Annotated in this window: 22 protein-coding genes and 1 tRNA gene; 7 read left to right on the forward strand and 16 right to left on the reverse strand. The window is 73.1% G+C overall.

Annotation, left to right across the window (positions count from 1 at the left end):
- Nucleotides 1–10 precede the first annotated feature (10 nt).
- Nucleotides 11–526 (forward strand): pyridoxamine 5'-phosphate oxidase family protein, encoded by a 516-nt coding sequence (locus GA0070620_RS09430; RefSeq protein ID WP_091589509.1) that lies wholly within the window; start codon nucleotides 11–13, stop codon nucleotides 524–526.
- A 61-nt stretch (nucleotides 527–587) separates the two neighbouring features.
- Here the strand turns inward: GA0070620_RS09430 and GA0070620_RS09435 are convergent, their stop codons facing one another.
- Both GA0070620_RS09435 and GA0070620_RS09440 read right to left on the reverse strand, forming a co-directional pair.
- A complete protein-coding gene (locus tag GA0070620_RS09435; RefSeq protein WP_091589510.1) occupies nucleotides 588–890 on the reverse strand; it encodes an antibiotic biosynthesis monooxygenase family protein in 303 nt (100 codons plus the stop codon).
- A 27-nt stretch (nucleotides 891–917) separates the two neighbouring features.
- The gene (locus GA0070620_RS09440; protein ID WP_091589511.1) at nucleotides 918–1,658 is read right to left on the reverse strand and encodes an SDR family oxidoreductase; all 741 of its coding nucleotides are present in this window, start codon (nucleotides 1,656–1,658) and stop codon (nucleotides 918–920) included.
- A gap of 140 nt (nucleotides 1,659–1,798) precedes the next feature.
- Here GA0070620_RS09440 and GA0070620_RS09445 point away from each other — a divergent pair, with 140 nt between their 5' ends.
- Nucleotides 1,799–2,623, forward strand: coding sequence for a helix-turn-helix domain-containing protein (locus tag GA0070620_RS09445; protein WP_091589512.1), 825 nt, complete (start codon nucleotides 1,799–1,801; stop codon nucleotides 2,621–2,623).
- Nucleotides 2,624–2,690: 67 nt separating this feature from the next.
- On the opposite strand, the gene GA0070620_RS09450 is transcribed toward GA0070620_RS09445, so the two are convergent.
- The 3 genes from GA0070620_RS09450 to GA0070620_RS09460 all read right to left on the reverse strand — a co-directional run bounded on the left by GA0070620_RS09450 (nucleotide 2,691) and on the right by GA0070620_RS09460 (nucleotide 4,803).
- Nucleotides 2,691–3,890: an RtcB family protein gene (locus GA0070620_RS09450; RefSeq protein ID WP_091589513.1), complete on the reverse strand. Its 1,200-nt coding sequence runs from the start codon at nucleotides 3,888–3,890 to the stop codon at nucleotides 2,691–2,693.
- A gap of 34 nt (nucleotides 3,891–3,924) precedes the next feature.
- Nucleotides 3,925–3,998, reverse strand: a tRNA-Gly gene (locus tag GA0070620_RS09455).
- Nucleotides 3,999–4,383: 385 nt separating this feature from the next.
- On the reverse strand, nucleotides 4,384–4,803 hold the full coding sequence (locus GA0070620_RS09460) for a VOC family protein (RefSeq protein WP_091589514.1): 420 nt from the start codon (nucleotides 4,801–4,803) through the stop codon (nucleotides 4,384–4,386).
- A 93-nt stretch (nucleotides 4,804–4,896) separates the two neighbouring features.
- Between GA0070620_RS09460 and GA0070620_RS09465 the strand changes: the two genes are divergently transcribed.
- The gene (locus GA0070620_RS09465) at nucleotides 4,897–5,862 is read left to right on the forward strand and encodes a helix-turn-helix transcriptional regulator (protein WP_091589515.1); all 966 of its coding nucleotides are present in this window, start codon (nucleotides 4,897–4,899) and stop codon (nucleotides 5,860–5,862) included.
- 57 nt (nucleotides 5,863–5,919) lie between these two features.
- Here the strand turns inward: GA0070620_RS09465 and GA0070620_RS09470 are convergent, their stop codons facing one another.
- From GA0070620_RS09470 to GA0070620_RS09500, 7 genes are all read right to left on the reverse strand, one after another.
- A complete protein-coding gene (locus tag GA0070620_RS09470) occupies nucleotides 5,920–6,378 on the reverse strand; it encodes a DinB family protein (protein ID WP_377520547.1) in 459 nt (152 codons plus the stop codon).
- Between the two features lie 133 nt (nucleotides 6,379–6,511).
- Nucleotides 6,512–7,375: a M15 family metallopeptidase gene (locus tag GA0070620_RS09475; RefSeq protein ID WP_231922309.1), complete on the reverse strand. Its 864-nt coding sequence runs from the start codon at nucleotides 7,373–7,375 to the stop codon at nucleotides 6,512–6,514.
- 51 nt (nucleotides 7,376–7,426) lie between these two features.
- Nucleotides 7,427–8,422 (reverse strand): acetylxylan esterase, encoded by a 996-nt coding sequence (locus tag GA0070620_RS09480; RefSeq protein WP_091589517.1) that lies wholly within the window; start codon nucleotides 8,420–8,422, stop codon nucleotides 7,427–7,429.
- Nucleotides 8,423–8,428: 6 nt separating this feature from the next.
- The gene (locus GA0070620_RS09485) at nucleotides 8,429–10,807 is read right to left on the reverse strand and encodes a beta-xylosidase/alpha-l-arabinosidase (RefSeq protein WP_091589518.1); all 2,379 of its coding nucleotides are present in this window, start codon (nucleotides 10,805–10,807) and stop codon (nucleotides 8,429–8,431) included.
- A gap of 94 nt (nucleotides 10,808–10,901) precedes the next feature.
- Complete coding sequence (locus GA0070620_RS09490; RefSeq protein ID WP_091589519.1) at nucleotides 10,902–11,762, reverse strand: carbohydrate ABC transporter permease; 861 nt, start codon at nucleotides 11,760–11,762, stop codon at nucleotides 10,902–10,904.
- A 1-nt stretch (nucleotide 11,763) separates the two neighbouring features.
- Nucleotides 11,764–12,762, reverse strand: a complete 999-nt coding sequence (locus GA0070620_RS09495; RefSeq protein ID WP_091589520.1) for a carbohydrate ABC transporter permease — start codon at nucleotides 12,760–12,762, stop codon at nucleotides 11,764–11,766.
- Nucleotides 12,759–14,066, reverse strand: a complete 1,308-nt coding sequence (locus tag GA0070620_RS09500) for an ABC transporter substrate-binding protein (RefSeq protein ID WP_091589521.1) — start codon at nucleotides 14,064–14,066, stop codon at nucleotides 12,759–12,761. Before GA0070620_RS09500 ends, GA0070620_RS09495 begins: the two co-directional genes overlap by 4 nt.
- Nucleotides 14,067–14,204: 138 nt before the next feature.
- On the opposite strand from GA0070620_RS09500, the gene GA0070620_RS09505 reads away from it, so the two are divergent.
- Together GA0070620_RS09505 and GA0070620_RS09510 are read left to right on the forward strand one after the other, a co-directional pair.
- Entirely contained in the window at nucleotides 14,205–15,248 is a 1,044-nt protein-coding gene (locus GA0070620_RS09505; RefSeq protein ID WP_091589522.1) for a LacI family DNA-binding transcriptional regulator, read from the forward strand.
- Nucleotides 15,249–15,440: 192 nt separating this feature from the next.
- A complete protein-coding gene (locus GA0070620_RS09510; protein WP_091589523.1) occupies nucleotides 15,441–16,472 on the forward strand; it encodes a LacI family DNA-binding transcriptional regulator in 1,032 nt (343 codons plus the stop codon).
- A gap of 79 nt (nucleotides 16,473–16,551) precedes the next feature.
- On the opposite strand, the gene GA0070620_RS09515 is transcribed toward GA0070620_RS09510, so the two are convergent.
- Nucleotides 16,552–17,388 (reverse strand): peptidylprolyl isomerase, encoded by an 837-nt coding sequence (locus GA0070620_RS09515; RefSeq protein WP_231922310.1) that lies wholly within the window; start codon nucleotides 17,386–17,388, stop codon nucleotides 16,552–16,554.
- A gap of 203 nt (nucleotides 17,389–17,591) precedes the next feature.
- On the reverse strand, nucleotides 17,592–18,869 hold the full coding sequence (locus GA0070620_RS09520) for a D-alanyl-D-alanine carboxypeptidase family protein (protein ID WP_091589525.1): 1,278 nt from the start codon (nucleotides 18,867–18,869) through the stop codon (nucleotides 17,592–17,594).
- Nucleotides 18,870–19,019: 150 nt separating this feature from the next.
- On the opposite strand from GA0070620_RS09520, the gene GA0070620_RS09525 reads away from it, so the two are divergent.
- Together GA0070620_RS09525 and GA0070620_RS09530 are read left to right on the forward strand one after the other, a co-directional pair.
- Nucleotides 19,020–19,595, forward strand: a complete 576-nt coding sequence (locus tag GA0070620_RS09525; protein WP_091589526.1) for an SUKH-4 family immunity protein — start codon at nucleotides 19,020–19,022, stop codon at nucleotides 19,593–19,595.
- Between the two features lie 139 nt (nucleotides 19,596–19,734).
- A complete protein-coding gene (locus tag GA0070620_RS09530) occupies nucleotides 19,735–20,463 on the forward strand; it encodes a class I SAM-dependent methyltransferase (protein WP_091598419.1) in 729 nt (242 codons plus the stop codon).
- A 155-nt stretch (nucleotides 20,464–20,618) separates the two neighbouring features.
- Here GA0070620_RS09530 and GA0070620_RS09535 read toward each other — a convergent pair whose 3' ends face one another.
- Together GA0070620_RS09535 and GA0070620_RS09540 are read right to left on the reverse strand one after the other, a co-directional pair.
- On the reverse strand, nucleotides 20,619–21,038 hold the full coding sequence (locus tag GA0070620_RS09535) for a protein-tyrosine phosphatase family protein (protein WP_091589527.1): 420 nt from the start codon (nucleotides 21,036–21,038) through the stop codon (nucleotides 20,619–20,621).
- Nucleotides 21,039–21,585: 547 nt separating this feature from the next.
- A complete protein-coding gene (locus GA0070620_RS09540) occupies nucleotides 21,586–22,179 on the reverse strand; it encodes a hypothetical protein (RefSeq protein WP_091589528.1) in 594 nt (197 codons plus the stop codon).
- Nucleotides 22,180–22,627: the final 448 nt, after the last annotated feature.

Here is a 22,627-nt window from a genome sequence, read left to right on the forward strand (position 1 = left end):
AAGGTTGATCATGCCCGTGACCAACCCCTGGCTGGCCGGCCCGGCGCCGACCACCCGGCTCGACCGGCACCGTCTGGAAGAGCGCATCCTCAACCTGCTGTCGTCGCAGAACATGTGCGTCCTGGCGACCTCCGGCCCGGACGGGCCGCTGGCGACCCCGGTGCGCTACTTCCACCTCGACTTCGCGCTGGTCTTCACCGCGGCGGCGACGTCGCCGAAGATGCGCAACATCGCCGCCGACCCCCGGGTGTCACTGGGCGTCTTCGCACCGCTGGTCGGCCAGGCCAGCAGCCGCGGCGCGCAGCTCTTCGGCCGTGCCCAGGTGCTGCTCCCCGGCGATCCGGCGCGGGAGCACTACTGGCCCGCCGTCCGCTGGCAGTCCGACCACGTGGAGCGGTCCCGGTCGCTGGACGAGCCGCCGGCCGACCCCCTCGTGGTGGTGGAGGCGGACCGGATCGTCTACACCGAGCACTGGCTGCGCCGCGACGGCTACGCGCCCCGCCAGTTCTGGCGACGCGCCACCTGATCGCTTCTCCAGCTCCCGACGGTCACCGCGATCCCGGGGCGGTGACGGCCGCCGGGGTGCCTCAGACCGAGTGCCGCAGCACCGGGACGATGCGGAAGTCGACGCTGCCCTGGTCGATCGTCGCGTGCACCGGCGAGTTGGCCATCTCCGTCATGATTCCCGACGCGCTGCGCCGGCCGTCGGCCGCGGATTCCCACGCCACGATGTCGATGATCGTGCCGTCGTCGTCCTGCGCGATGCGACGCCAGCGGAAACCGGGCTGGCGCCGGAGGTAGTCGTCGATGTCCGTGTTGGCCGCGACGAAGTCGGCCCCGGTGAGGCCGGCGACGAGCCGGAACGTGGTCACTTCGAGCGCTTCAACCATTGAAGTGCTTCCTTCTGATGGACGTCGTCAGCTCAGGGCGGTGGGGCGGACGACCAGCTCGTTGACGTCGACGTTGTCGGGCTGGGCGACCGCGTAGCCGATCGCGTCGGCCACCGCGGCGGCCGGGATCGCCAGGCTGTCGGAGGCGGCCCGGACGGCGGCCCGCACCTCCGGGTCGCCGCCACGGTCGAGGAGTTCCGAGCGGGTGTAGCCGGGGCTGACGACGGTGACCCGGATGTCCGGATTCTCTTGGCGCAGACCTTCCGACAGCGCGCGGACGGCGAATTTCGTCGCGCAGTAGACCGCTGCCGTCGGGTCCACCCGGTAGGCGGCCGTCGAGCCGACGTTGACGATGTGTCCCGCGCCCCGGGCCCGCATCAGCGGGAGGGCGGCCGCGATGCCGTGCAGGGCGCCCCGCAGGTTCACGTCGATCATGTGGTCCCATTCGTCGACCCGCCCGGCGTCGAGCGTCGAGAGGGGCATCACACCGGCGTTGTTGATCAGGACGTCGATCCGTCCGTGCCGCTCGTGCGCCCCATCGACGAAGGCTCGCACGCTGTCCAGGCGGGTCACGTCGAGCTCCTGGTGTTCGGCCGTGCCGCCCGCGACACGTAGCTCGGCGACCAGGGCGGCGAGCCGGTCGACCCGCCGGGCGCCGAGCACGACAAGGTGGCCGTCTGCGGCCAGTCGGCGGGCTGTGGCCTCGCCGATGCCGCTGCTCGCGCCCGTGATGAGGACGATCTTGGACGTTGGGGTCTGCGTCTGCATCGGGACTCCTGATCACTCGTGCCGGCTGTCCGGCTGGCTGGGGTCAAGGATCAGGCGGTCGTCGGGCTTGGAGAAGGCCGCTTCTTCCTGGGTGCGCCGCACCCTGGCAACCTGCCGGCGACGCGATCTACGCTGGTCAGATGCCGTCCGCCACCAGCACCCTCGGGGAGTTCCTGCGCGCCCGCCGCGCCCGGGTGGACCCGACGGACGTCGGCCTGCGCGGCGGTGGCGACCGCCGGGTGCCCGGCCTGCGCCGGGAAGAGGTCGCCGTGCTGGCCGGGGTGAGCGTCGACTACTACGCCCGCCTGGAGCAGGGCCGGGAACGGCACCCCTCGCCGCAGCTTCTTGAGGCGATCGGGCGGGCCCTCCGCCTCGACGGCGACGCCCGCCTCCATGTCTTCCGGCTTGCCGGGCTCAACCCTCGCCCGGCCCCGAGCCGCGCCCGGGACCAGGTGCACCCGGCGCTGAGACAACTGCTGGACGCCTTCCCCACCTCGGCCGCCTACGTGCTCAGCCCCGCGTTCGACGTGCTCGCCGGCAACGGTGTCGCCGCCGCGCTGCTCTCGCCGTTCTCCGGTGTGCACAACATGGTCCGGGTGCTGTTCCAGCACCCCCAGGCACGCACGGTGTTCGTGGAGTGGCCGACCCTGACGGAGAACGTCGTTCATGCCCTACGGCTGAACGCCGGCCAGTTCCCGGACGATCCGGACATTCGCCGGCTAGTCGCCGAACTCCGGCAGACCTCACCGCAGTTCCGGTCTCTGTGGGACGACCAGACCGTCAGCGGGCTGAACCGGCTGTTCAAGGTCTTCGTCCACCCCGAGGTCGGTCGGGTCGAGCTGACCTACCAGAGCTTCGACGTTCGCGATGCGCCCGGTCAGCAACTGCTCGTCGGCACGCCGGAGCCGGGCAGCCGCAGCGCCGAGGCCCTCGCCTATCTGGCCGCCATGCACGTGGCGGCCTGACCAGGCCGGTCCTCGACCGACCTGGTCCACCACTCCCCCAACCCGGAAGGCCCCACGGCCACCGGCCTCACCCCTTCACGCAGACCACCTGCTTGAGGTGCGCGACCACCTCGACCAGGTCCTCCTGCTGCGCCATCACCTCGGTGATGTCCTTGTACGCGCCGGGGATCTCGTCGACCACCCCAGCGTCCTTGCGGCACTCCACCCCCGCCGTCTGCGCCGCCAGGTCCTCCGTGCTGTAGGTGCGCTTCGCCTGCGCCCGGGACATCCGCCGCCCCGCCCCGTGCGATGCCGAGCAGTACGCGTCCGGGTTGCCCTTGCCCCGCACGATGTACGAACCCGTGCCCATCGACCCCGGGATGATGCCCAGGTCCCCCCGACCGGCCCGGATCGCGCCCTTGCGCGTCACCAGCACATCCACCCCGCCGTAGCTCTCCTCCGCCACGTAGTTGTGGTGGCACGAGATCGGCTCGTCGTAGCCGACGTGCGGGAACCGCTCACGGACCACCTCGCAGAGCACCGCGAGCATCACCGCCCGGTTGCGCCGCGCGTACTCCTGCGCCCACCACAGGTCCCGGCGGTACGCGTCCATCTCCGGCGTGCCGACGAGGAACACCGCGAGGTCGCGGTCGGGCAGGTCGGCGTTGTGCGGCAGCCGTCGGGCCACCGCCATGTGCCGCTCCGCCAGCTCCTTGCCGATGTTGCGGGAACCGGAGTGCAGCATCAGCCAGACCCGGCCCTCGTCGGCGCCGCCCTGCTCCAGGCAGACCTCGACGAAGTGGTTGCCGCCGCCGAGGGTGCCCAGCTGCCGCTGCGCCCGTACCTCCAGCTGCGCCACACCCCGGTCGAGGTCGGCGAAGCGGCGCCAGAAGTCGTCCCAGCCACGCTGCTCCAGGCCGCGCACCCGGCGCGGGTCGATCGCCCGCTCCCGCTGCGCGAACCCGACCGGGATCGCCGCCTCGATCGCGGAACGCAGCCCACCCAGGTCGTCGGGCAGGTCGTCGGCGGTCAGCGAGGTCCGCACCGCCGACATGCCGCAGCCGATGTCGACGCCGACCGCGGCCGGTGACACGGCCTGCCGCATCGCGATGACCGAGCCGACGGTCGCGCCCTTGCCGAAGTGGACGTCCGGCATCACGGCGACGCCCTCCACCCACGGCAGCGCGCCGATGTTGCGCAGCTGCCGGGCCGCCTGCTGCTCGATGGCGTACGGGTCGGTCCAGACCCGGACCGGCGCCCGGGTGCCGGCCAGCTCGGTGAATCCCATCGTGGTCTCCTCGTGTCGTACCTGAACGTGTCGGAGCGGTTGGCCGGATTCGAACCGGCGGCCTTCACCGTGGCGGGGTGACGCGCTGCCAGACTGCGCTACAACCGCGATACACCGACGACGCCGGAGACGCCGTCGGGTGGACAGGACCGTGTCGCCCGGCGCCGGGGCCCGGGGACGAAAAAGCCGCCCGGACCCCGGCGGGGTGGGCGGCTGCGCGGACGCGCTGGCGCGTCAGTCGCGCCGCCTCCCCCGGTGCCGGTCCTCGGTGGACCGGCGCTGACCCAGGGCTGGCGCACCGCCGGGCAACAGGGCACCGCCACACGGCATGGGCCGCGTGGTTCGGGTGGTGGTGCGCTGCGACACGGTGTGCTCCCTGGGTCCGGTCTGTTGACCTTGCGCGGAGAACGGTATGCGGCCCGGTCCACGGCCGCAATGGATATTCACCGCCGCCTCGGTGCGGCGGGCCGGCGGCGCGCCGGCCCGCCGCCGGTCAGCCGCGGGCGTGAAGCACCTCCAGGTAGTGCGGGTTGCGCATGACGCCGAGGATGTTGCCGAACGGGTCCACGACCGAGGCGGTGACGAAGTCGCCGGCGCCGCGCGGAGTGGGCGGCTGGTGCTCCGTCGCGCCCGCGGCGAGCAGGGCCGCCACGGTCGCGTCGAGGTCGTCGACGTGCCAGTAGACGATCGCTCCGCCGGGCGTCGCCGGTGCGCCCCCGGGCGCGTAGCGGGCGTCGACCAGGCCCAGTTCGTGCTGGTGGTCGCCGAGCCGGAACTCGTAGTACGCCGGCCGGCCCTCGGGGTCGCGTACCTCGTAGTAGGGCTCGACGCCGAGCAGGTCGGCGTACCAGGCCTTCGCGGCGGTCAGGTCGGCGGCCCAGAAGCTCACGGTGGCCAGTCCTCGCAGCTGCATGGTGGTTCCCTCTCGTCGGTCTGGCGTCGTCCAGACCGACGCTACGGTCAATCGCGGAACATCCGGTTCCGCGATCGCTGGCAGACTTGTGGCATGTTGGCGACCTCGACCCGGCTGCTGCGACTGCTGGCCCTGCTCCAGGACGGCCGGGACCGCTCCGGCGCGGACCTCGCCGAGCGGCTCGACGTGACCACCCGGACCGTCCGCAACGACGTCGAGCGCCTGCGCGAGCTGGGTTACCGCGTGGAGTCCCGGCCCGGCGTCGGCGGCGGCTACCGGCTCGGTGCCGGCTCGGAGCTGCCGCCGCTGCTGCTCGACGACGACGAGGCGGTCGCCGTCGCGGTCGGGCTGCGGGCCGCGGCGGCCGGCACCGTCGCCGGGATCGAGGAGACGTCGCTGCGCGCGCTGGCCAAGTTGGAGCGATCGCTGCCGTCCCGGCTGCGGCACCGCGTGGACGCGTTGCGGGCCGCCACCGTCTCCGCCGCAACCGGAGGGCCGACCGTGGACGCGGCCATCCTGACGACGGTCGCGTCCGCCATCCACCGCCGGGAGCGGCTGCGCTTCGACTACGTCGGCCACGATGGCGCGGACAGCGTCCGCACCGTGGAGCCGAACCGGCTGGTCTACACCGGACGCCGCTGGTACCTGCTCGGCTGGGACACCGAGCGGGCGGACTGGCGGACGTTCCGGGCCGACCGGGTCCGGCCCCGCGTGCCGACCGGCCCGCGCTTCCCGCCCCGGGAGCCGCCCGGCGGCGACGCCGTCTCGCACGTGCTGCGCGGCGTCGGCTCGGCGGCCTGGCCGCACCCCGCACGCGTACGCGTGCACGCCTCGGCGACCACGATGGCGCGGCGGCTGCCGGCGACGGCGGGGCTGCTGGAGGCGGTCGACGAGCAGTCCTGCCTGCTGCACACCGGCGGCGAGTCACTGGCCGACCTGGCCGCCTTCCTCGGCACCCTCGACGTGCCCTTCGAGGTGCTCGACCCGCCCGAGCTGCGTGACCTGCTGCGCCGGCTGGCGCAGCGGTACGCCGCTGCCGCCGCCGATCCGACGGCCTGAACGGTTGGCGCGGCCGAAGCGCCCACGTCGAGATCGGCTTCGGGCGCGGTGGTGCGGTCAGGCGCCGACGGTGCCGTCGATCGCCTCGCGGAGGAAGTCGGCGTGCCCGTTGTGGCGGGCGTACTCGTGGATGAGGTGCAGCATCACCAGCCGCAGCGACACGTCCGTCCCCCACCGCGCGTTGTGCCCGACGACGTCGAGCGACTCCGCCTCCCGCTCGATCCGGCGAGAGTGCTCGACCTCCCGCCGCCACGCCGCGAACGCCTCGGCGCGGGTCGACGCGCTCGCGTCGTACGCCTCCTGGAAGTCACCCTTGGCCGACCAGACCAGCGGGAGGTCCTGCCCGTCGATCACCCGCCGGAACCACTGTCGCTCCACTTCCGCCATGTGCCGCACGAGGGCGAGCAGCGACAGCGTCGACGGCGGCGACGACTGCCGGCGCAGCTCGTCGTCGGAGAGCCCGTCGCACTTCAGTGCGAGCGTCGACCGGTGGTAGTCGAGGAAGGCCCGCAGCATCTCCCGTTCGCCGCCGGTCAGCGGCGGATCGATCCGCTCGGTGGTCACCGGGTCCTCCCCTTCCCGTTGGCGGCGTCGGGGCTGTCGCGCCCGACCGCGCACCTGATCATGCCGTACCCGCCCGGTGGGCCCCTCACCCCACCGACGACCGGGCCACCGGGGCGTCGAAGAACGTGTCCGGGTAGGGCTCGTCCCGGTAGGAGTAGTGCCACCACTCGCGGTCGTAGTTGACGAACCCGGCGTCGGTCATCAGCCGTTTGAGCAGCATCCGGTTGTCCCGGGCGGGGCCGGTGACCCGGGGGTCGGCGGTGTGCGCGAGGCTGTCGAAGCAGTCGAACCCGGTGCCCATGTCGACGCTGTTGTCCGGGAACCGGTCGGCGCGCGGCGCGGTGCAGGCCGCCAGCGGCTGGCCGGGCACGTACGCGGGCTGCGTCGCGGCGGGCACCGCCACCAGGGTCAGGTCCAGGGTGCTCCCCCGGCTGTGCGCGGTGGGCGCGCCGATGTAGCCGTCCGCGAAGAGCCGCGACTTGGCCAGGTGGGGGTAGAACTCGGCCTTGGTCTGCTGCTCACCGGGGCGCTTGGCCCAGTCGACGAAGTCGTCGACCGCCGGCACCGGCCGGTAGCAGTCGTACACCTTGAGGGTGTGCCCGCCAGCGAGCGCGGCGTCCTCGACGCGGCGCAGCGCCTCGGCGGCCCGCCGGGTGAGCAGGCAGAGCGGCTCGCGGTACGCGGTGATCGGCCGGCCGACGAAGTTGTGCGGGGTGGCGTACCGGATGTCGGTGAGGATGCGGGGGTCGACGTCGCCGAGCACCACGAAGCCGGGCAGCGCCGGCCGCGCCGGGCTGGAGATCGACGGGGACGGGCCGGACGACGTCGGGCCGGCGGGGGTCGGCGCCGGACGCGGCTCCGGCCGGGAGCAGGCCGCGAGCACGCTGGCGAGCGCGAGCAGCGCGACCGCGACCCGGACCGGCGTCGGGCCCAGACGGAACGGCGCCACACCGGCCCGCCATGGGGCGCCCGACCGGCCTGACCTGCGCACCCGTCCTGTCTACCAGCCCGGGCGGGCCCCCGGGTCCGAGTCGGGTGCCAGGTGTTCCCGGAGGAACCGCAGGGCCGCCGCGTCGTCGTCGATGCCGCCCCCCTCGTGGCCGTTGTAGCGCCACACCGACAGCTCGGTCGGCCCGGCGTGCGCGTTCACGGCGGCGTAGACGGTCGACGGCGGCACGATCTCGTCCATCAACGCCACCGAGTAGCGCGCCGGCAGGTGGCACCGGCGGGCGAAGTTCACCCCGTCGACGTACGCCAGGGTGGCCAGGACCCGCTCCTCGGCGTCCCGGTGGACCGCCAGGTAGTCGCGGACCTCCCGGTAGGGGCGGGCGTCGGTGACCACCACGCCCCGCGGAATGTCGCAGAGGAACGGCACGTGGGCGACGACGGCCCGTACGCCGGTGGCGAGCGCGCCGGCGGCGAGCGCCAGTCCGCCGCCCTGGCTCTGCCCGAGCACCGCCACCCGGCCGGGGTCGACCATCGGCAGGGTCCGGACGGCGTCCACCGCCCGGACCGCGTCCGTGATCAACCGCCGGTAGTAGTAGCTGCGCGGGTCGGCTATGCCCCGGGTCATCACCCCGGGGGCCTCCGGGCCGGCGGTGGCCGGATCCGGGGTGTCGCCACGGCTCCAGCCGGAACCCTGCCCACGGGTGTCCATCTGGAAGTGCGCGAACCCGGCCGCCGCCCAGAGCAGGTTCTCCAGCGGGTGCCCGCGCCCACCGCCGTAGCCGGCGTACTGCACGACGGTGGGCAACGGCGTCGGCGCGTTCCGGGGCAGCCGCAGCCACCCCCGGACGGGCTGCCCGTCGAAGCCGGCGAACGTCACGTCGAGGACGTCGACGGCGCTCAGCCCGGCCGCCACCGGCTCGGCCCGCACGGCCGAGCCGGCCGCCCGCGCCTGCGCGAGCGTGCCCTGCCAGAACCCGTCGAAGTCGTCGGGCTCCCGCACCGCGCTGCGGTGGGCGCGCAGCTGCTCCTCCGACAGGTCCGTGAACACGGGCGGTCAGCCCTGGGACGGAGTGACGGTGAACCGCGGGTGCAGCCGCCGGGTGTGGTCGACGTGCCGAGCCGACCCCCGCAGCGACGCCGTCACGGCGAGGCGGACGTCGGCGCTGGACGCGGAGAGCCGCAGCTCCACCTCGCCCGGCTCGACCACGCGCCGGCCGTCCCGTCCGGTGAACGAGAACAGGTCGGCGGGCACGTCCACGTCGATCCGGCAGGCCGCGCCGGGGTCCAGCGGCACCCGCAGGTAGCCGATGAGTCGCTGGACCGGCTGCACCACCGAGGCCACCGGGTCGTGCGCGTAGAGCTGCACCACCTCCCTGCCCCACCGGTCGCCGGCGTTGCGCAGCGTGAAGCCCACCCGCAACTCGCCGTCGGTGTCCGCCACCGTCCGTTCGGCCGTCAGCTCCGACCAGTCGAACCGGGTGTAGCTCAGCCCGTGCCCGAAGCCGTACGCCGGGGTCGGGTCGAGGTTGGACACGTCGGTTGCGTGTCCGAGCCGCGCGGCGAGGTAGGTCGTCGGTTGGCCGCCCGGGGTGCGCGGGACACTGACCGGCAGCCGTCCCTGCGGTTCCAGCCGACCGCTGAGCACGCCGGCGATCGCCGGCGTGCCCTCCTCCCCGGGGAAGAAGGACTGCACGATGGCGGCGGCCTCGTCGACGGCCCGGCCCAGCGCGTACGGGCGGCCGGCGACGAGCGTCACCACGACCGGCGTGCCCGTGTCGAGCAGCGCGTCGAGCAGCTGCTGCTGCACGCCGGGCAGGACGAGCGACTCGACGTCGCAGCCCTCGCCGCTGGTGCCCCGGCCGAACAGCCCGGCCCGGTCGCCGAGGGCGACGACCACGACGTCCGCGCTCCGGGCCGCGTCGACGGCCGCCGCGAACCCGGCGGTGTCCGGGTCGTCGACGGTGGCGCCCAGCTCGACGACGACCTCGCTGTCCGGGAACTCGGCGCGCAGCGCCTGCGCCAGCGTGGGCAGCTCGATCCCGAGCGGCACCTCGGGGTGGTGGGGGCCGACGTGCAGCGGAAAGGAGTAGCAGCCCAGCGTGGCGGTCGCGTTCTCGGCCTGCGGGCCGACCAGCGCGATGCGGGCGGGCCGGGCGAGCGGCAGGGTGCCGTCGTTGCGCAGCAGGACGACCGCCTGCTCGGCGACCTGGCGGGCCAGCGCCCGGTTTCCCGGGGTGTCCAGGTCGATGGTGCCGCGCAGGGCGTCCGGGTCGGTGAGGTCCACGCCGCGCAGGGCCGGGGGCACCGGGTCCCAGTCGGGGTCGAGGAGCCCGAGCTCCGCCTTCTGCAGCAGCACCCGCCGCACCGCCCGGTCGACCAGCGCCTCGGGCACCTGACCGGCGGTGACCGCCGCGTGCAGCGGCGCGCCGAAGGTCTTGACCGTGGGCAGCTCGACGTCCACCCCGGCGGCGAGAGCGGCGCCGGCCGCCTCGGCCCAGTCACCGGCCACGCCGTGCAGCATGCGCAGGAAGGCGATGCCGAAGTAGTCGGAGACCACCGTGCCGGTGAAGCCCCAGGTGTCCCGCAGCAGGCCGGTGAGCAGCTCCTCGTCGGCCGCCGAGGGAATCCCGTCGGTGTCGGTGTAGGCGTGCATCACCGAGCGGACGCCGCTCTCCATCACGGCCATCTCGAACGGCGGCAGGATCACGTCGGCCCGCTCCCGGGCGCCCATGCTGACCGGCGCGTGGTTGCGGCCGGCCCGGGACGCGGAGTAGCCGGCGAAGTGCTTGAGGGTGGCGACCACCCCGGCGCTCTCCAGCCCCTGGATGTACGCGGTGGCGATCGTGCCGACCAGGTAGGGGTCCTCACCGGGGGTCTCCTCGACGCGCCCCCAGCGGGCGTCGCGGACCACGTCGAGCACCGGTGCGAGCCCCTGGTGCACGCCGAGGCGGCGCATGTCCTCGCCGATCGCGTCGGCCATCCGCCGGACCAGTTCGGGGTCGAAGGTCGCCCCCCAGGACAGCGGCACCGGGTACGCGGTGGCGCCCCAGGTGGCGAAGCCCGCCAGGCACTCCTCGTGGGCCAGCGCGGGGATGCCGAACCGGTTGGCGGCGACGATTCGCTGCTGGGTCCGCAGCAGGGAGAGCGCGCCGAGCGCCGGGTCCACCGGCGCGGTGCCGAAGGGCCGGGTGAGCTGGCCGAGACCGGTGCCGAGGAGGGCCTCCAGGTCGACCGGGTCCTCCATCTCGTGCTGGTGCGGCGCGACCTCGCCGCCGTCGGCGGAGGCGCCCACCCACACCCCGTACAGCTGGGCGATCTTCTCCGCCAGGGTCATCGCGGCGACCAGGGCGTCGACGCGGGTCGGCAGGTCGTAGGAGGGGTCGTTCCAGATGGCGATGCTCGGTTCGGTGTCCACGGTCACGTTGTCGGTCACTTTCCTCCGCCCGTCGGCCCCCACAGGGCGGCCGGCCGGGCGAACAGGTAGACGGTCATGCGGTGTTTCGCCTCTCTGCGCGTACCGGTGCCGCTCAGCCCTTCACGGCACCCTGGAGGCCGCCGACGATCTGCTTCTCGGCGAAGGTGAAGAAGAGCAGCGCCGGCAACATCGCCAACGACGTGAACGCGAGGATCCCGGCGGTGTCGGAGGTGTACTGGCTGGAGAAGTTCTGCACGCCCAGCGGCAGGGTGTGCAGGTCGGCGTCGCCGAGCACGAGCAGCGGCAGCAGGAACGCGTTCCAGCTCGCCACGAACGCGAGCACCCCGACGGTGACCAGCGCGGGCCGGGACAGCGGCAGCATGATGCGCCAGAGGAAGCCGAGTCGGCCGGCACCGTCGATCGCCGCGGCATCCTCCAACTCTCGGGGGACGGCGGCCAGGAACGGCCGCAGGATCACGATCGTGAGCGGTAGCGAGAAGGCGACCTGCGGGAGGATCACCGCGTAGTAGGAGTTGATCAGGTCGAGGTCGCGCAGCATGAGGTAGAGCGGCAGGATCGCCGCCCCGGAGGGGAAGAGCAGGCCGAGCGTGAAGAAGGTGTAGAGCGCCTCGCGGCCGCGGAAGGCGTACCGGGCGAGCACGAACGCGGCGCAGACGCCGAGCACCACGACCGCGAGCGTCGTGCCGACGGCGATGACCGCGCTGTTGAACGCCTGCTGCCAGAAGTCGCTCTGGGTCAGCACGCGGGCGTAGTTGTCCCAGACCCACGGGTCGGGCAGCCCGGCCGGGTCCGCGATGATCTGCGGGGTGGTGCGGAAACCGCCGACGATCACGTAGACCACCGGCGCGATCGAGATGGCGGCGACCGCGAGCGCCAGGGCGTAGGTCAGCGGACTGCTCCACGCGAAGGGCTTACGCGAGGGGGATGAAGCGGGGACGGCGTCGGCGGTCACGTCAGTTCCTCCTTCCGGTGACGGCGCCCTCGATGTCGCGGCGCAGGAGGAAGCGCTGGAACAGCAGCGCCGCGATGAACGAGATGACGAAGAGGATCACGGCGACGGCGTTGCCGTAGCCCCACAGCCGGGCGAAGAAGCCGTTGTCCACCATGTAGGTGGCCATGGTGGCCGAGGCGCCGAGCGAGCGGACCGCGGGCACCGAGGTCACCCAGATCACCTCGAAGGCCTGCAACGAACCGATCATCGACAGGAACATCCAGATCCGGAACGTGGGCCCCAGCAGCGGAAGCATGACGTGGCGCTGGGTCTGCCACCAGCTCGCGCCGTCGATCGCGGCGGCCTCGGTCAGCTCGGGCGGCACGTTCGACAGGCCGGCGAGCAGGAGGATGATCGCGAAGCCGACGTACTTCCAGGTGAGGACGAACAGCATCGTCCAGATCACGACGTCGAGGTCGGCGAGCCACGCCTGCACGAAGCTGCCCAGACCGAGCTGCCGGAGCAACGCGTCGACGGTGCCGTCGCCGGTGAGGAGCAGCTTCCACATGATGCCGACGGTGACCTCGGCGAGGACGTACGGCACGAACACCAGCAGCCGGAAGGCGGCGCGTCCACGGAAGCGTCGGTTGAGCAGCAGGGCCACGGCCAGGGCGATGGGCCCCTGGATCACCAGCGACCCGACCACGATGATGACGTTGTTGCGCAGCGCGTCGAGGAAGACCGGGTCCTGGAAGGCGAGGACGTAGTTGTCGTAGCCGACGAAGTCGGTGGGCGGCCCGACGCCGCGCCAGCGGTACAGGCTGTAGTAGACCGCGAATCCCATCGGCACCAGCACGAACATCACGTAGACGACGATCGCCGGCGTGGTGAGCCCGATGATCTCGTACCACTTGCGTCTGGTCTGGGCGGCCCGGGCGGACGAGCGCCGGGCCGGCCGGGGGCCCGCCGGCGGCGCGTCCGCGCCGCCGACGGGGATCCGGGTCGGGTTGGTGGAGGTCACTTCTTCGCGGCCGCCTTCATCTCCTCGACGACCTTCTCCGGGGTGCCGGTGCCGGCGAAGATGGCGACGACGCCGTTGTTCATCGCGGTGCCGACGGTGCTGCCGAAGGCCGTGTCCAGCCAGAGCTGCGTGTAGGTCGCACCGGAGGTGGCCTCCAGGATGGACTTCAGGGAGGGGTCGACGACGCCGGCCTCCGCACCCTTGGTGACCGGCAGACCGGTGCCGGTCTCGGCGTAGCCCTTCTGCACCTCGGGACTCACGATGTACTTGAGGAACTCGACGCACTCGGCCGGAGCGTTCTTGGCGCAGGAGAAGCCGTCACCGCCACCGAGGGCCGCCTTCGGGTCACCGGGCGAGCCGGCGATCGCCGGGACCGGGAACCAACCGAGGAACTTCTTGAGGGCCTCCGGGTTCGTGGAGACGGTCTCCAAGGTGCCCCGGTTCCAGTCGCCCATCAGCTCCATCGCGGCCTTGCCGTTGGCGAGCAGACCGTTCGCGCTGGTCGGATCGTTCTGGCCCGGCGTGGCGATGAAGTTGGGCTGGAAGGGCTTGGTGTCGATGAAGGCCTTCAGGTCCTGGCCGGCCTTCACGAAGCACGGGTCGTCGAAGACCAGCTCGACGGAGGCCTTCTTGAGCGTGTCGACCGAGCAGGCGCGCAGCGCGAAGTTGTACCACCAGTGCGCGGCGGGCCACTTGTCACCGGCGCCCAGGGCGATCGGGATGACGTTGATGGCCTTGAGCTTCGTGACCGCCTGGTTCAGCTCCTCGAACGTGGTCGGCGGAGCGGTGATGCCCGCTTGCGCGAACATGTCCTTGTTGTACCAGATGCCCTCGATGCCCATCCGGAACGGCAGGCCGTACTGCTTGCCGTCCACCTCCCAGATCTCGGCCGCGCTGCCGATGTTGGCAACCTCGGTCTTGACCTGATCGGTGAGGTCCTTGAGGTAGTCGGCCTCCACCTGCTCCCGCATCTCGCCGCCGCCCCACGTCTGGAAGATGTCCGGCGGGTCGTTGGTCAGCAGCGCGGCGGGGAGCCGGGTGCGCTGGAGCTGGTTGGTCTCGATCGCCTCGATCTGGATCGTGACGGTCGGGTGCAGTGCGGAGAAGTCCTTGGCGACCTTCTCCCAGTACGTCTTGCCAGGCCCGTCCTGGGAGGCGTTGTGCCACCAGGTCAGGGTCACCGGGTTCTTGTAGAGCTCGTTCTCGGCGGGTTCCTCGCTGCCGCCGCCGTTACACCCGGCGACGAGCAGTGCGGTGGTCGCGAACAACGCCAGGGCGCCCTTCGCGCGGTGCTTCATCGCCATCGACACGTCTCCTCGACTAGCAGTGGCGGTAATTAGGTGCGGCGAGTTTTACAGTCTCGTAACGGGGTGTCAACCGTTGTCGATAACGTTTTCGACTCCCTCGCGAGGAGGCGCGGGTGGCCCTCTATCATCGTCGGCGTGACCTTCCCCGAGCGTGTCAAGATGTCGGACGTGGCCCGTACGGCCGGCGTCTCGGTGGCCACCGTGTCGAAGGTCGTCAACGGTCGCTACGGCGTCGCGCAGGCGACCGTGGAGCGCGTCCGGGAGGTGATCCACCAGCTCGGCTACGAGGCCAGCCTGGGGGCGCAGAGCCTGCGCAGTCACCGCACGAACGTCCTGGGCATCCTCGTCGCCGAGTTCGAGCCGTTCTCGACCGAGCTGCTCAAGGGGGCGTCGAGGGAGGTCGCGGGCACCGGCTATCAGCTGCTGGCGTACTCCGGCGGCGACGGCGACGGCACGGCCGTCGGCTGGGAGCGACGCTCGCTGGCCCGCCTGTCCGGGACACTCATCGACGGGGCCGTGATCGTCACGCCCACGGTGGTCGAGACGAAGCAGGGCTTCCACGTCGTGGCCGTCGACCCGCACACCGGCCCGTCCGGGCTGCCCACCGTCGACTCCGACAACTTCGCCGGCGCGGTGCTCGCGACCAACTACCTGCTGTCGCTCGGGCACCGCCGCATCGGCCACATCAGCGGTCGCGCCGACCTCGAGTCGGCGCGCCTGCGCGAGGCCGGCTTCCGGCGCGCCATGGCCGACGCGGGCGTCGCGGTCGACGAACGGCTCGTCCGGGTCGGCGGATTCCGCGTCGAGAGCGCCGCCGCCACGGCCGCGGAGCTGCTCGGACTGCCCGACCGGCCGACCGCCGTCTTCGCCGGCAACGACCTCTCCGCGATCTCCACGATGGACGTCGCGCGGGGGATGGGACTCACCGTGCCCGACGACCTGTCCGTGATCGGCTTCGACAACATCCCCGAGTCGGCGCTGGTCACCCCGCAGCTCACCACGATCGCGCAACCGCTCCAGCGGATGGGCGCGGAGGCGATGCGAATGCTCATCGACCTCGTCGGCGGCATCGAACGCGACCCGCACGTCCGGCTGCCGACCGAGCTGGTCGTCCGATCGTCCTGCGCCCCGTACACGCCGTCGTCCGGTCCCGGACGGCCGGCGTCAACCACCGGCTGAACGTCGGCGGCACATCGACCGGTACGGACGGTCCGACTTCCGGTAATTTCCGGAACCCCGGTGCACCCGACGGCGCTCCGCCCTGTCGCCAGCGCCCCGACCGGTGCGGCAAGATGACCGGGACGGGCAGCGGCGACGGGCTTCCGGCACCGGCGCCGCCGGTCCGGCCCCGAGCCGGGGAGGGAGACGCCGGTGGACGCCGACGGGGGACGCAGGGTGACCATCACCGCCATCGCGCGGGAGGCCGGGGTCTCGGTGCCGACCGTGTCGAGGGTGCTCAACGGACGGTCGGACGTCGCGCCCGGCACCCGGGAGCGGGTCGAGGAGCTGTTGCGCCACCACGGCTACCGCCGCCGGGTCACCCGCGCGGTGCGCAGCCCCGGCCTGCTCGACCTGGTCTTCAACGACCTCGACAGCCCCTGGGCCGTGGAGATCATCCGCGGGGTGGAGGACGTCGGCCACGGCGCGGGTCTCGGCACCGTCGTCTCGGCGATCCACCGCCAGCCCACCGCGGCTCGCCAGTGGTTGCAGAACCTGCGGGCCCGGGCGACCGACGGGGTCATCTTCGTGACCTCCCACGTCGACCCCCCGCTCTACGCGCAGCTGCGCCGGCTCAACGTGCCGGTCGTGGTGGTCGACCCGGCCGGCGTGCCGGCCACCGACGTGCCGACCATCGGCGCCACCAACTGGGCCGGCGGCCTCGCCGCGACGGAACACCTGCTGTCGCTGGGCCACCGACGCATCGGTTTCGTCGCCGGGCCCACGCACCTGCTGTGCAGCCGGGCCCGCCTCGACGGTTACCGGGCCGGGCTGGAGGCGGCCGGCGTGCCGATGGACGACCGGCTGATCTGCCCGGGCGACTTCTACCACGCCTCCGGCTTCGCCGCCGGCACCGCGCTGCTGGATCTCGACGCGGCGCCGACGGCGATCTTCGCCGCCAGCGACCAGATGGCCTTCGGCGTCTACGAGGCCATCCGACAGCGGGGCCTGCGTGTCCCGGACGACGTGAGCGTGGTGGGCTTCGACGACCTGCCCGAGGCGCGCTGGGCGTCGCCGCCGCTGACCACCGTGCGGCAGCCGCTGGTCGAGATGGGCCGCCTGGCCGCCCGCACCGTCCTGCGGCTGGCCCAGGGCGAGGGCATCGACTCACCCCGGGTGGAGCTGGCGACCGAGCTGGTCGTCCGGGACAGCACCGCCACTCCCCCGGCGGAGGCGCACACCTGAGCGGCCCGGAGGTTCGCACGCGGCGGCCCCGGGCCGTCGCCGCGCCGGGCACGTCGGCCGGCGCGGCGACGGAGGCCGGTCAGTGGTGGTGGTGACGTACGGCCTTGCGGATGTCCACCGGCAGCGCGGGCGCACCGTCGACCGGGGCGGGGTCCTCCTCCGTCGGCGCGATCCCGCCGGCCGCGATGCGGTCGAGGGTGGCCAGCCCGGCGGCGTCGACCGAACCGAAGACCGTGTAGTTCGGTCGCAGCGCGGAGTCGGCGTAGACGAGGAAGAACTGGCTGCCGTTGGTGTCCGGGCCGGCATTGGCCATGGCGAGCGTCCCCCGGGCGTACAGGCGGCGGACGCCGGTCGGGTCGGTGGGCGCCGGGGGCAGGTCGGTCGGCAACTCGTCGCGGTAGCGGTAGCCGGGCCCTCCGGAGCCCGTGCCCGACGGGTCACCGCACTGCAACACGCTCAGCGTCGGGTACGCGGTCAGCCGGTGGCACGACGTCCGGTCGTAGAAGTGGTGCCGGGTCAGGTGCAGGAAGCTCTGTACGGTGCACGGAGCCGCCGCCCGGTCCAGCGTCAGGCCGATCAGACCATGGTTGGTCCGCAGCGTGACGCGCACGGTGCCCCGCTCCGGCGTACGTCGAGGGTCGGGCGGCAGCGGGACCGGCCGCGCGGCCGGTTCCTCCGGCGTCGTGGTGTAGCCGCACGGGCCCTTGGTGGTCCGCGGCCCCTGCGGCCCGCCAGCAGTGGCGGCCGGGACGGCGGCGCCCGCGGGGGCGGCGGCGCCCGCGGGGGCGGCCACGGCGGCGGTGCCGCCGGCGGTGACCAGCACCCCGGCGATCAGCGCGGCGCCCGCGAGGCGGGTCAGCGTACGGGCCGGGCTCGGTGGGACGGGCACGGACGGCGGGTGGGGTTCACGCGACACGGGCATCCTCCTGGACTCGTGGTACCGGAGCGACCGGAGTCTATGGATGCCGTCGGCCGTTGTCGATCCGTACGGCCCCGGCGGCCACGGTCGACGCCGGTGCGGCCCGCGTCAGCCGGACCGCGGCGGGTGGTCCGTCAGCGGAACCGCGGCGGGTGGTCCGTCAGCGGGTGGCGTCAGCGGGCCCCGCAGCCGGTGGTCCGTCAGCGGGTGGCCCGGCGGGTGGCCCGGCGGCGCCGGAGCAGCCCGGCCAGCAGCAGGACGACGCCAGCACCGGCCCCCGCCACCGTCCACCACGAGCCTGCGACGCCGACGCCCCCCGACCGGCTGGCCGCCGCCGGTCGGGGCGCGGCGCTCACCACGGGCGTGGACGCCTCGGCAGTGGGCGTGGCCAGCAGTTCCCCCGGCTGGACCAGCCGCCCGACCTCGGCCGACCGGGGCAGCGTGAAGCCCCAGTCGAGCAGCGCCGCACCCTGCTCCCAGCCCCGCTTCGGCTGCGGTTCGGCCCCCAGCAGGGTGACCACCAGGCGTCGGCCGTCGCGCTCGGCCGCGCCAACGTAGGTGTGCCGGGCCAGGTCGGTGAAGCCGGTCTTGCCGCCCAGGGCGCCCGGGTAGCGGTAGATGAGCTGGTTCTCGTTCTGGATCTGGAAGCCCTTGGTCCGCTTCGCCGGCTGGGCCGGGATCTGGGTGCGCTCGGTCAGCGCGTACCGGCGGAAGGTGGGATCGGCGAAGCAGACGCGGGCGATCAGCGCGAGGTCGTACGCGCTGGTGAACTGACCCGGCCCGTCGAGCCCGGAGGGGGTCACCGCGTGCGTCTGGAGCGCGCCCAGCCGGTGCGCGTACTCGTTCATGGCCCGCACCCCGCCGGCCACGCCGTCGACTCCCCCACCGAGTCGGGCGAGCACGTTGGCCGCCTCGTTCCCGGAGTTGAGCAGCAGACCGAGCCAGACCGTCTCGACGGTGTACCGGCCGCCCTCGACCAGGCCCACGGCCGACGACCCGGGCTCGATGTCCATGTCCTCGTCGGTGACCGTGACGACCTGCTTCGGGTCCAGCCGGGGCATCATGGTCGCCGCCAGGAGCAGCTTCTGCACACTGGCCGGGGTGCCGTACTCGTGTGGCCCGCAGCCACCGAGCACCTGGCCGGTGTCGAGGTCGGCGACGAGCCACGAGGCCGCGGTGGTCGCCGGTGGGGCCGGCGCACCGGCGGGCGCGACGAGCCCGGCCGTGGCCAGCGCCGGGCCACCCACGAGCCGGTCCTCGGGCACCCCGGGCGGCGGGACCGGACGCGGCGGACGGGAGACCTTCGGCGCCGGCACCCGGGGGCAGGGAACGGCGGCGCCGGTTGCGGGTGCCGTGCCGGCGGGTGTGCTGCTGGCGGGTGTGGCCGCCGCTGGGGCCGGCGCGGCCGACGCTGGGACGGCCGGCCCGGCGGAGAGGAGGACGGCGGTCGCCACGCTCACCAGCAGCCGAACTTCCATGCCAGCCACCCTAATCGGCGGGCGCGGACCGGTTTGGGCGGACCAGGGAGGACGACGCCCGCGGCGCCGGGTGGGACTGCAACTGGGCGGCAAGGATGGCGGAGTTGCCGGGCCTGCAGCCGGGACGGCTCGGATGGCAGAGTTGCGGCAATGAGCCCCCTGGTCGACCGAGCCACGCTGGAGTCGGTGTTCAACGCGGACGATCTGGTGACCCTGGACGAGGCGACCCTCGTCGCCGTCGCCCACGAGCCGACCCGGGACTTCCTGCGGGACGTGGGCCTGCCGGACCAGGCGGGATGGTTCGAGGTGGCCCAGGACCTGCTCGACGGCAACCTCCGGATCGGCGGTGCGGCGTGGGAGGCCGTCGCGGCGCGCTACCCGAGCCGCGCGTACGACATGTCGACCTGGCTGACGCTGGGCGGGGTCGGCTTGGACGACGTCATCATCGACGTGGCCACCGGCATCGTCTACTGCATCCCGGATGACGGCAGCCCGCATCGCCTGAACAGCGGCGTCGACGCGTTGGTGCTCTTCCTGTGCGAGTTGGAGAAGGAGCGACCCGAGTACGACCCCGAGGCCGCCACGGAGGAGGGAGTCGACCCGGAAGGGTCCGCGGAACGGCTGCTCCACCGGATGCGTCGTGCCGATCCGTCCGCCATGGCCGATCCGGGGTCGTCCTGGTACGCCGTGCTCCGGCTCGTCCGGCGTCTCCTGCAGAGCTACTGAACCGTTCCGCGCCGCACCTCCGACCGACCCCGTCCCGCGAGATCGCCTGGGTCACAACCTGTTGCCAGCGGGTCACCGTACGACTAGAACGAGGGGACGATCGCCCGGGCGTCCCGGCGACGGTGGCGAGGTGATGAGCGTGGCCCTGATCTCCTACGACGACACCGACGCGGCGGCCTTCGCCGCGACCCGGGAACTGCCCCACAGCGGGCTGCACCGCTGGCGGCACGCTGTGCAGCAGCACCTGCGGCCGCGTACCGGCACGACCGTGCTCGACCTCGGCGCCGGCACCGGTGCCTGGGCGGCGGCCTTCACCGACTGGTACGGCGTGCGGGTGGTCGGTGTGGAGCCGTCGGCCGCGATGCGGTCCCGCGCCTCGCACCGGCCACTGCTCGCCGGGGACGCGCTCGGTCTTCCGCTCCGCGACTCCACCATGGACGCCGCCTGGCTCTCGACGATGATCCATCACATCCCCGACCTCGACGCGGCGGCCCACGAGCTGCGACGGGTGCTGCGGCCCGGCGCCCCGGTGCTCGTCCGCTCGCCGTTCCCCGGCCGGCACCGGCGGATCAGCCTGTTCAAGTGGTTCCCCGAGGCCGTACGCGTCCTGGATCGCTATCCCGATGTCGCGCGGGTCCGATCGGCGTTCGCGGCGGCCGGCTTCCCGGTGAGCACCATCGAGGCGGTGGCGCAGACCAGCGCGCCGTCCCTGGCGGAAGCCGCCGCGCATCTCGATCGGCGGGCCCACACCCTGCTTCAGCTGATCACCGACGACGAGTACGACGCTGGCCTGGCGCGGCTACGGACGGCGGCCCGGGACGACTCCGGCCCCGTCGTCGACCACCTCGACCTGCTCGTCCTGCGCTGAGGCAAGGGCGAGGCGCGGGGCGGGCAGCACGCGCGGGGCGCGGGCCAGGGCGTGAGTGGGGCGTGAGGGGGGTGGCGTCGGCGGGACGGCCAGGCTGCGGCTGCCGGGCGGTGACTGCTAGGTCCGTGGTGGCCGGTCGGTCGCTGTCGTCGCGGTCAGACGAGGCGCCGCAACCAGCGCCGCTGCCAGGGCGTCTCCACCGCCCGAGGGCGGTAGTTCGCGCGTACCCAGTCGACGGCCTGCTCGGCCGGCAGCCCGTCAAGGACGGCGAGCGCGGCGAGCGCCGTCCCCGTACGCCCCTGCCCGCCGCGGCACGCCACCTCCACCCGCTCGCCGGCACGCGCCCGGCGCAGTGCCTCCCGCAGGGCATCCAGCGCGTCCGCACGGTCCACCGGCACCCAGAAGTCGGGCCACCGGATCCGCCGGTGCGGCCAGGCTGGGGTCGGACCCGACGCCAGCAGCAGAGCGAAGTCCGCCGCCGAGACCGGATCGGCGATCCGCCGGCCCCGCACCGCCGCGCCACTCGGCAGTACGACCACACCGGGCTGCCCACTCCACGACGTCTCGACGCTCATTCCGGCATTCTCCCCGCCCACCGCCCGCCCAGGGGTCCCGCCCACCCCGATCCGCCGTGGGATCTTGGAGGTTTGTGGCCCCGGGAGGGGCGCTGGTCTTTCAAGATCCGCGTGGGGAGGGGCGGTGTAGACAGCGCCGCCCCCGACCGGGTGGTCGGGGGCGGCGCTGGGTGTCGGTGTGCAGGTCGCCTCGCGGCGAGTGGCACGAACGCGGCTCCAGCCGAACGGTAGTCCGCGACGGCATTTATTAGGTGAGGCCCGGGGACACTGGGCACACCGACACTGCACACAACCTACCCGCGCCCGCCCTTGTTCCCACCCACCGATGCTCGCCTTTTCTCCGCTCCCACCGCCGGCCGACCTGGTCGGCGGCACGGACGCGGCCAGCGGCCGGGGTGGTCCGTCGGCGTCGGGTCCGCCACGCTCCGCCGGGAGAGCACACCGCTGACATGACCTTCGTACCTGGACATGCCGCTGGCCGGCGCCCCGGGTTCGGGGTGCCGGCCAGCGGCTTCTGTTCGTGCTGTGCCGTTCGTGCTGGTGGTGGTCAGCTGTTCCAGTGCTGGGCGACGAGGTCGGCGGCCTGCTGCTCCCACTGGGCGTAGGCGTCCGGGTAGGCCGACACCTGCACCGTCTGCGCGGCCTCGGTCAGCGGCATGTCCTGCCAGCCGTCGACCTGCTTGAGACCCTTGAGGAACGCCTGGGTCGAGTAGATCGGGTCGGTGATCTGCTCCGGCGTACCCCAACCCGAGGACGGGCGCTGCTGGAACAGGCCCAGCGAGTCGTGGTCGTTGCGGTCACCGAGGTGGCCCAGGTTCTCCAGCTTCGACTCCTGCAGGCTGGTGGCGATCGAGATGACCGCGGCCCGCTCGTCCATACCCGACTTCTTCGTGCCGGCGATGATCGCCTTCACGTTGCCGGTCTGCTCGTCGTTCAGGTCGATGCGCGACTGCGCACCCTGGGTGCCGTGCGGAATCAGCTTGGCCTTGTCGACCGTGCTCTTGTCGGTCTGCACGACGGCGACGGGCTTGGCGTCCACCGCGGGGGTGGCGGCGTGGGCGGCGATCGGGCCACCGGCGATGCCACCGGCGAAAGCCAGACCAGCAATACCAAGAACGCTCTTACGCATGATCGTGTTCATGTCAGAAGCTCCAATGTTCGGGGGTGGAGCCCCGGATCGACCCTGGGGGTGGGTCGGTATCGGGGCGGCACCGAGGAACCGGCGCCCTGCAAAAGGGGGAAAAGTCTTCGGGGGTGGGTCGGCGGTAACGCCTGACCCGAACGGTCCGGGTTCGCTCACCGGACCAGGGGCTCCGGCGACCGGGTCGAGCCGGGGGGCTCACCGCGCCGGGTCCATCTCCAACGACCGCCGGCCCGCCATCATTCCGGGGGCCCGCCGATCGCGTGGTCCATGTCCAACGACCGGGGCCGGGCCATCATTCCGGGCCCTCACCCACACCCGCCAACCCGAACGAGCCAGCAGGCCAGGGCTCCTACCTCGGCCGTCAGGGGGTATTCAACGCCCCCGACCAAGCCACCATTCCGCCGACCGAGTGGCCCCGACCACAGGACCGCAACCCCCGAACCCG

Origin of the sequence: Micromonospora krabiensis (genome assembly GCF_900091425.1) — a bacterium.
GTDB classification, from domain to species: Bacteria; Actinomycetota; Actinomycetes; order Mycobacteriales; family Micromonosporaceae; genus Micromonospora; species Micromonospora krabiensis.

Excerpts from the sequence above, each read along its gene's own strand:
- GA0070620_RS09435 (WP_091589510.1), bottom strand. The coding sequence starts at position 890 with ATGGTTGAAGCGCTCGAAGTGACCACGTTCCGGCTCGTCGCCGGCCTC.
- GA0070620_RS09430 (WP_091589509.1), top strand. The coding sequence starts at position 11 with ATGCCCGTGACCAACCCCTGGCTGGCCGGCCCGGCGCCGACCACCCGG.
- GA0070620_RS09500 (WP_091589521.1), bottom strand. The coding sequence starts at position 14,066 with ATGGCGATGAAGCACCGCGCGAAGGGCGCCCTGGCGTTGTTCGCGACC.
- GA0070620_RS09450 (WP_091589513.1), bottom strand. The coding sequence starts at position 3,890 with ATGGGATTCACCGAGCTGGCCGGCACCCGGGCGCCGGTCCGGGTCTGG.
- GA0070620_RS09470 (WP_377520547.1), bottom strand. The coding sequence starts at position 6,378 with ATGCTGCGGGCCTTCCTCGACTACCACCGGTCGACGCTCGCACTGAAG.
- GA0070620_RS09445 (WP_091589512.1), top strand. The coding sequence starts at position 1,799 with ATGCCGTCCGCCACCAGCACCCTCGGGGAGTTCCTGCGCGCCCGCCGC.
- GA0070620_RS09460 (WP_091589514.1), bottom strand. The coding sequence starts at position 4,803 with ATGCAGCTGCGAGGACTGGCCACCGTGAGCTTCTGGGCCGCCGACCTG.
- GA0070620_RS09525 (WP_091589526.1), top strand. The coding sequence starts at position 19,020 with ATGAGCCCCCTGGTCGACCGAGCCACGCTGGAGTCGGTGTTCAACGCG.
- GA0070620_RS09465 (WP_091589515.1), top strand. The coding sequence starts at position 4,897 with ATGTTGGCGACCTCGACCCGGCTGCTGCGACTGCTGGCCCTGCTCCAG.
- GA0070620_RS09540 (WP_091589528.1), bottom strand. The coding sequence starts at position 22,179 with ATGAACACGATCATGCGTAAGAGCGTTCTTGGTATTGCTGGTCTGGCT.
- GA0070620_RS09535 (WP_091589527.1), bottom strand. The coding sequence starts at position 21,038 with ATGAGCGTCGAGACGTCGTGGAGTGGGCAGCCCGGTGTGGTCGTACTG.
- GA0070620_RS09440 (WP_091589511.1), bottom strand. The coding sequence starts at position 1,658 with ATGCAGACGCAGACCCCAACGTCCAAGATCGTCCTCATCACGGGCGCG.
- GA0070620_RS09520 (WP_091589525.1), bottom strand. The coding sequence starts at position 18,869 with ATGGAAGTTCGGCTGCTGGTGAGCGTGGCGACCGCCGTCCTCCTCTCC.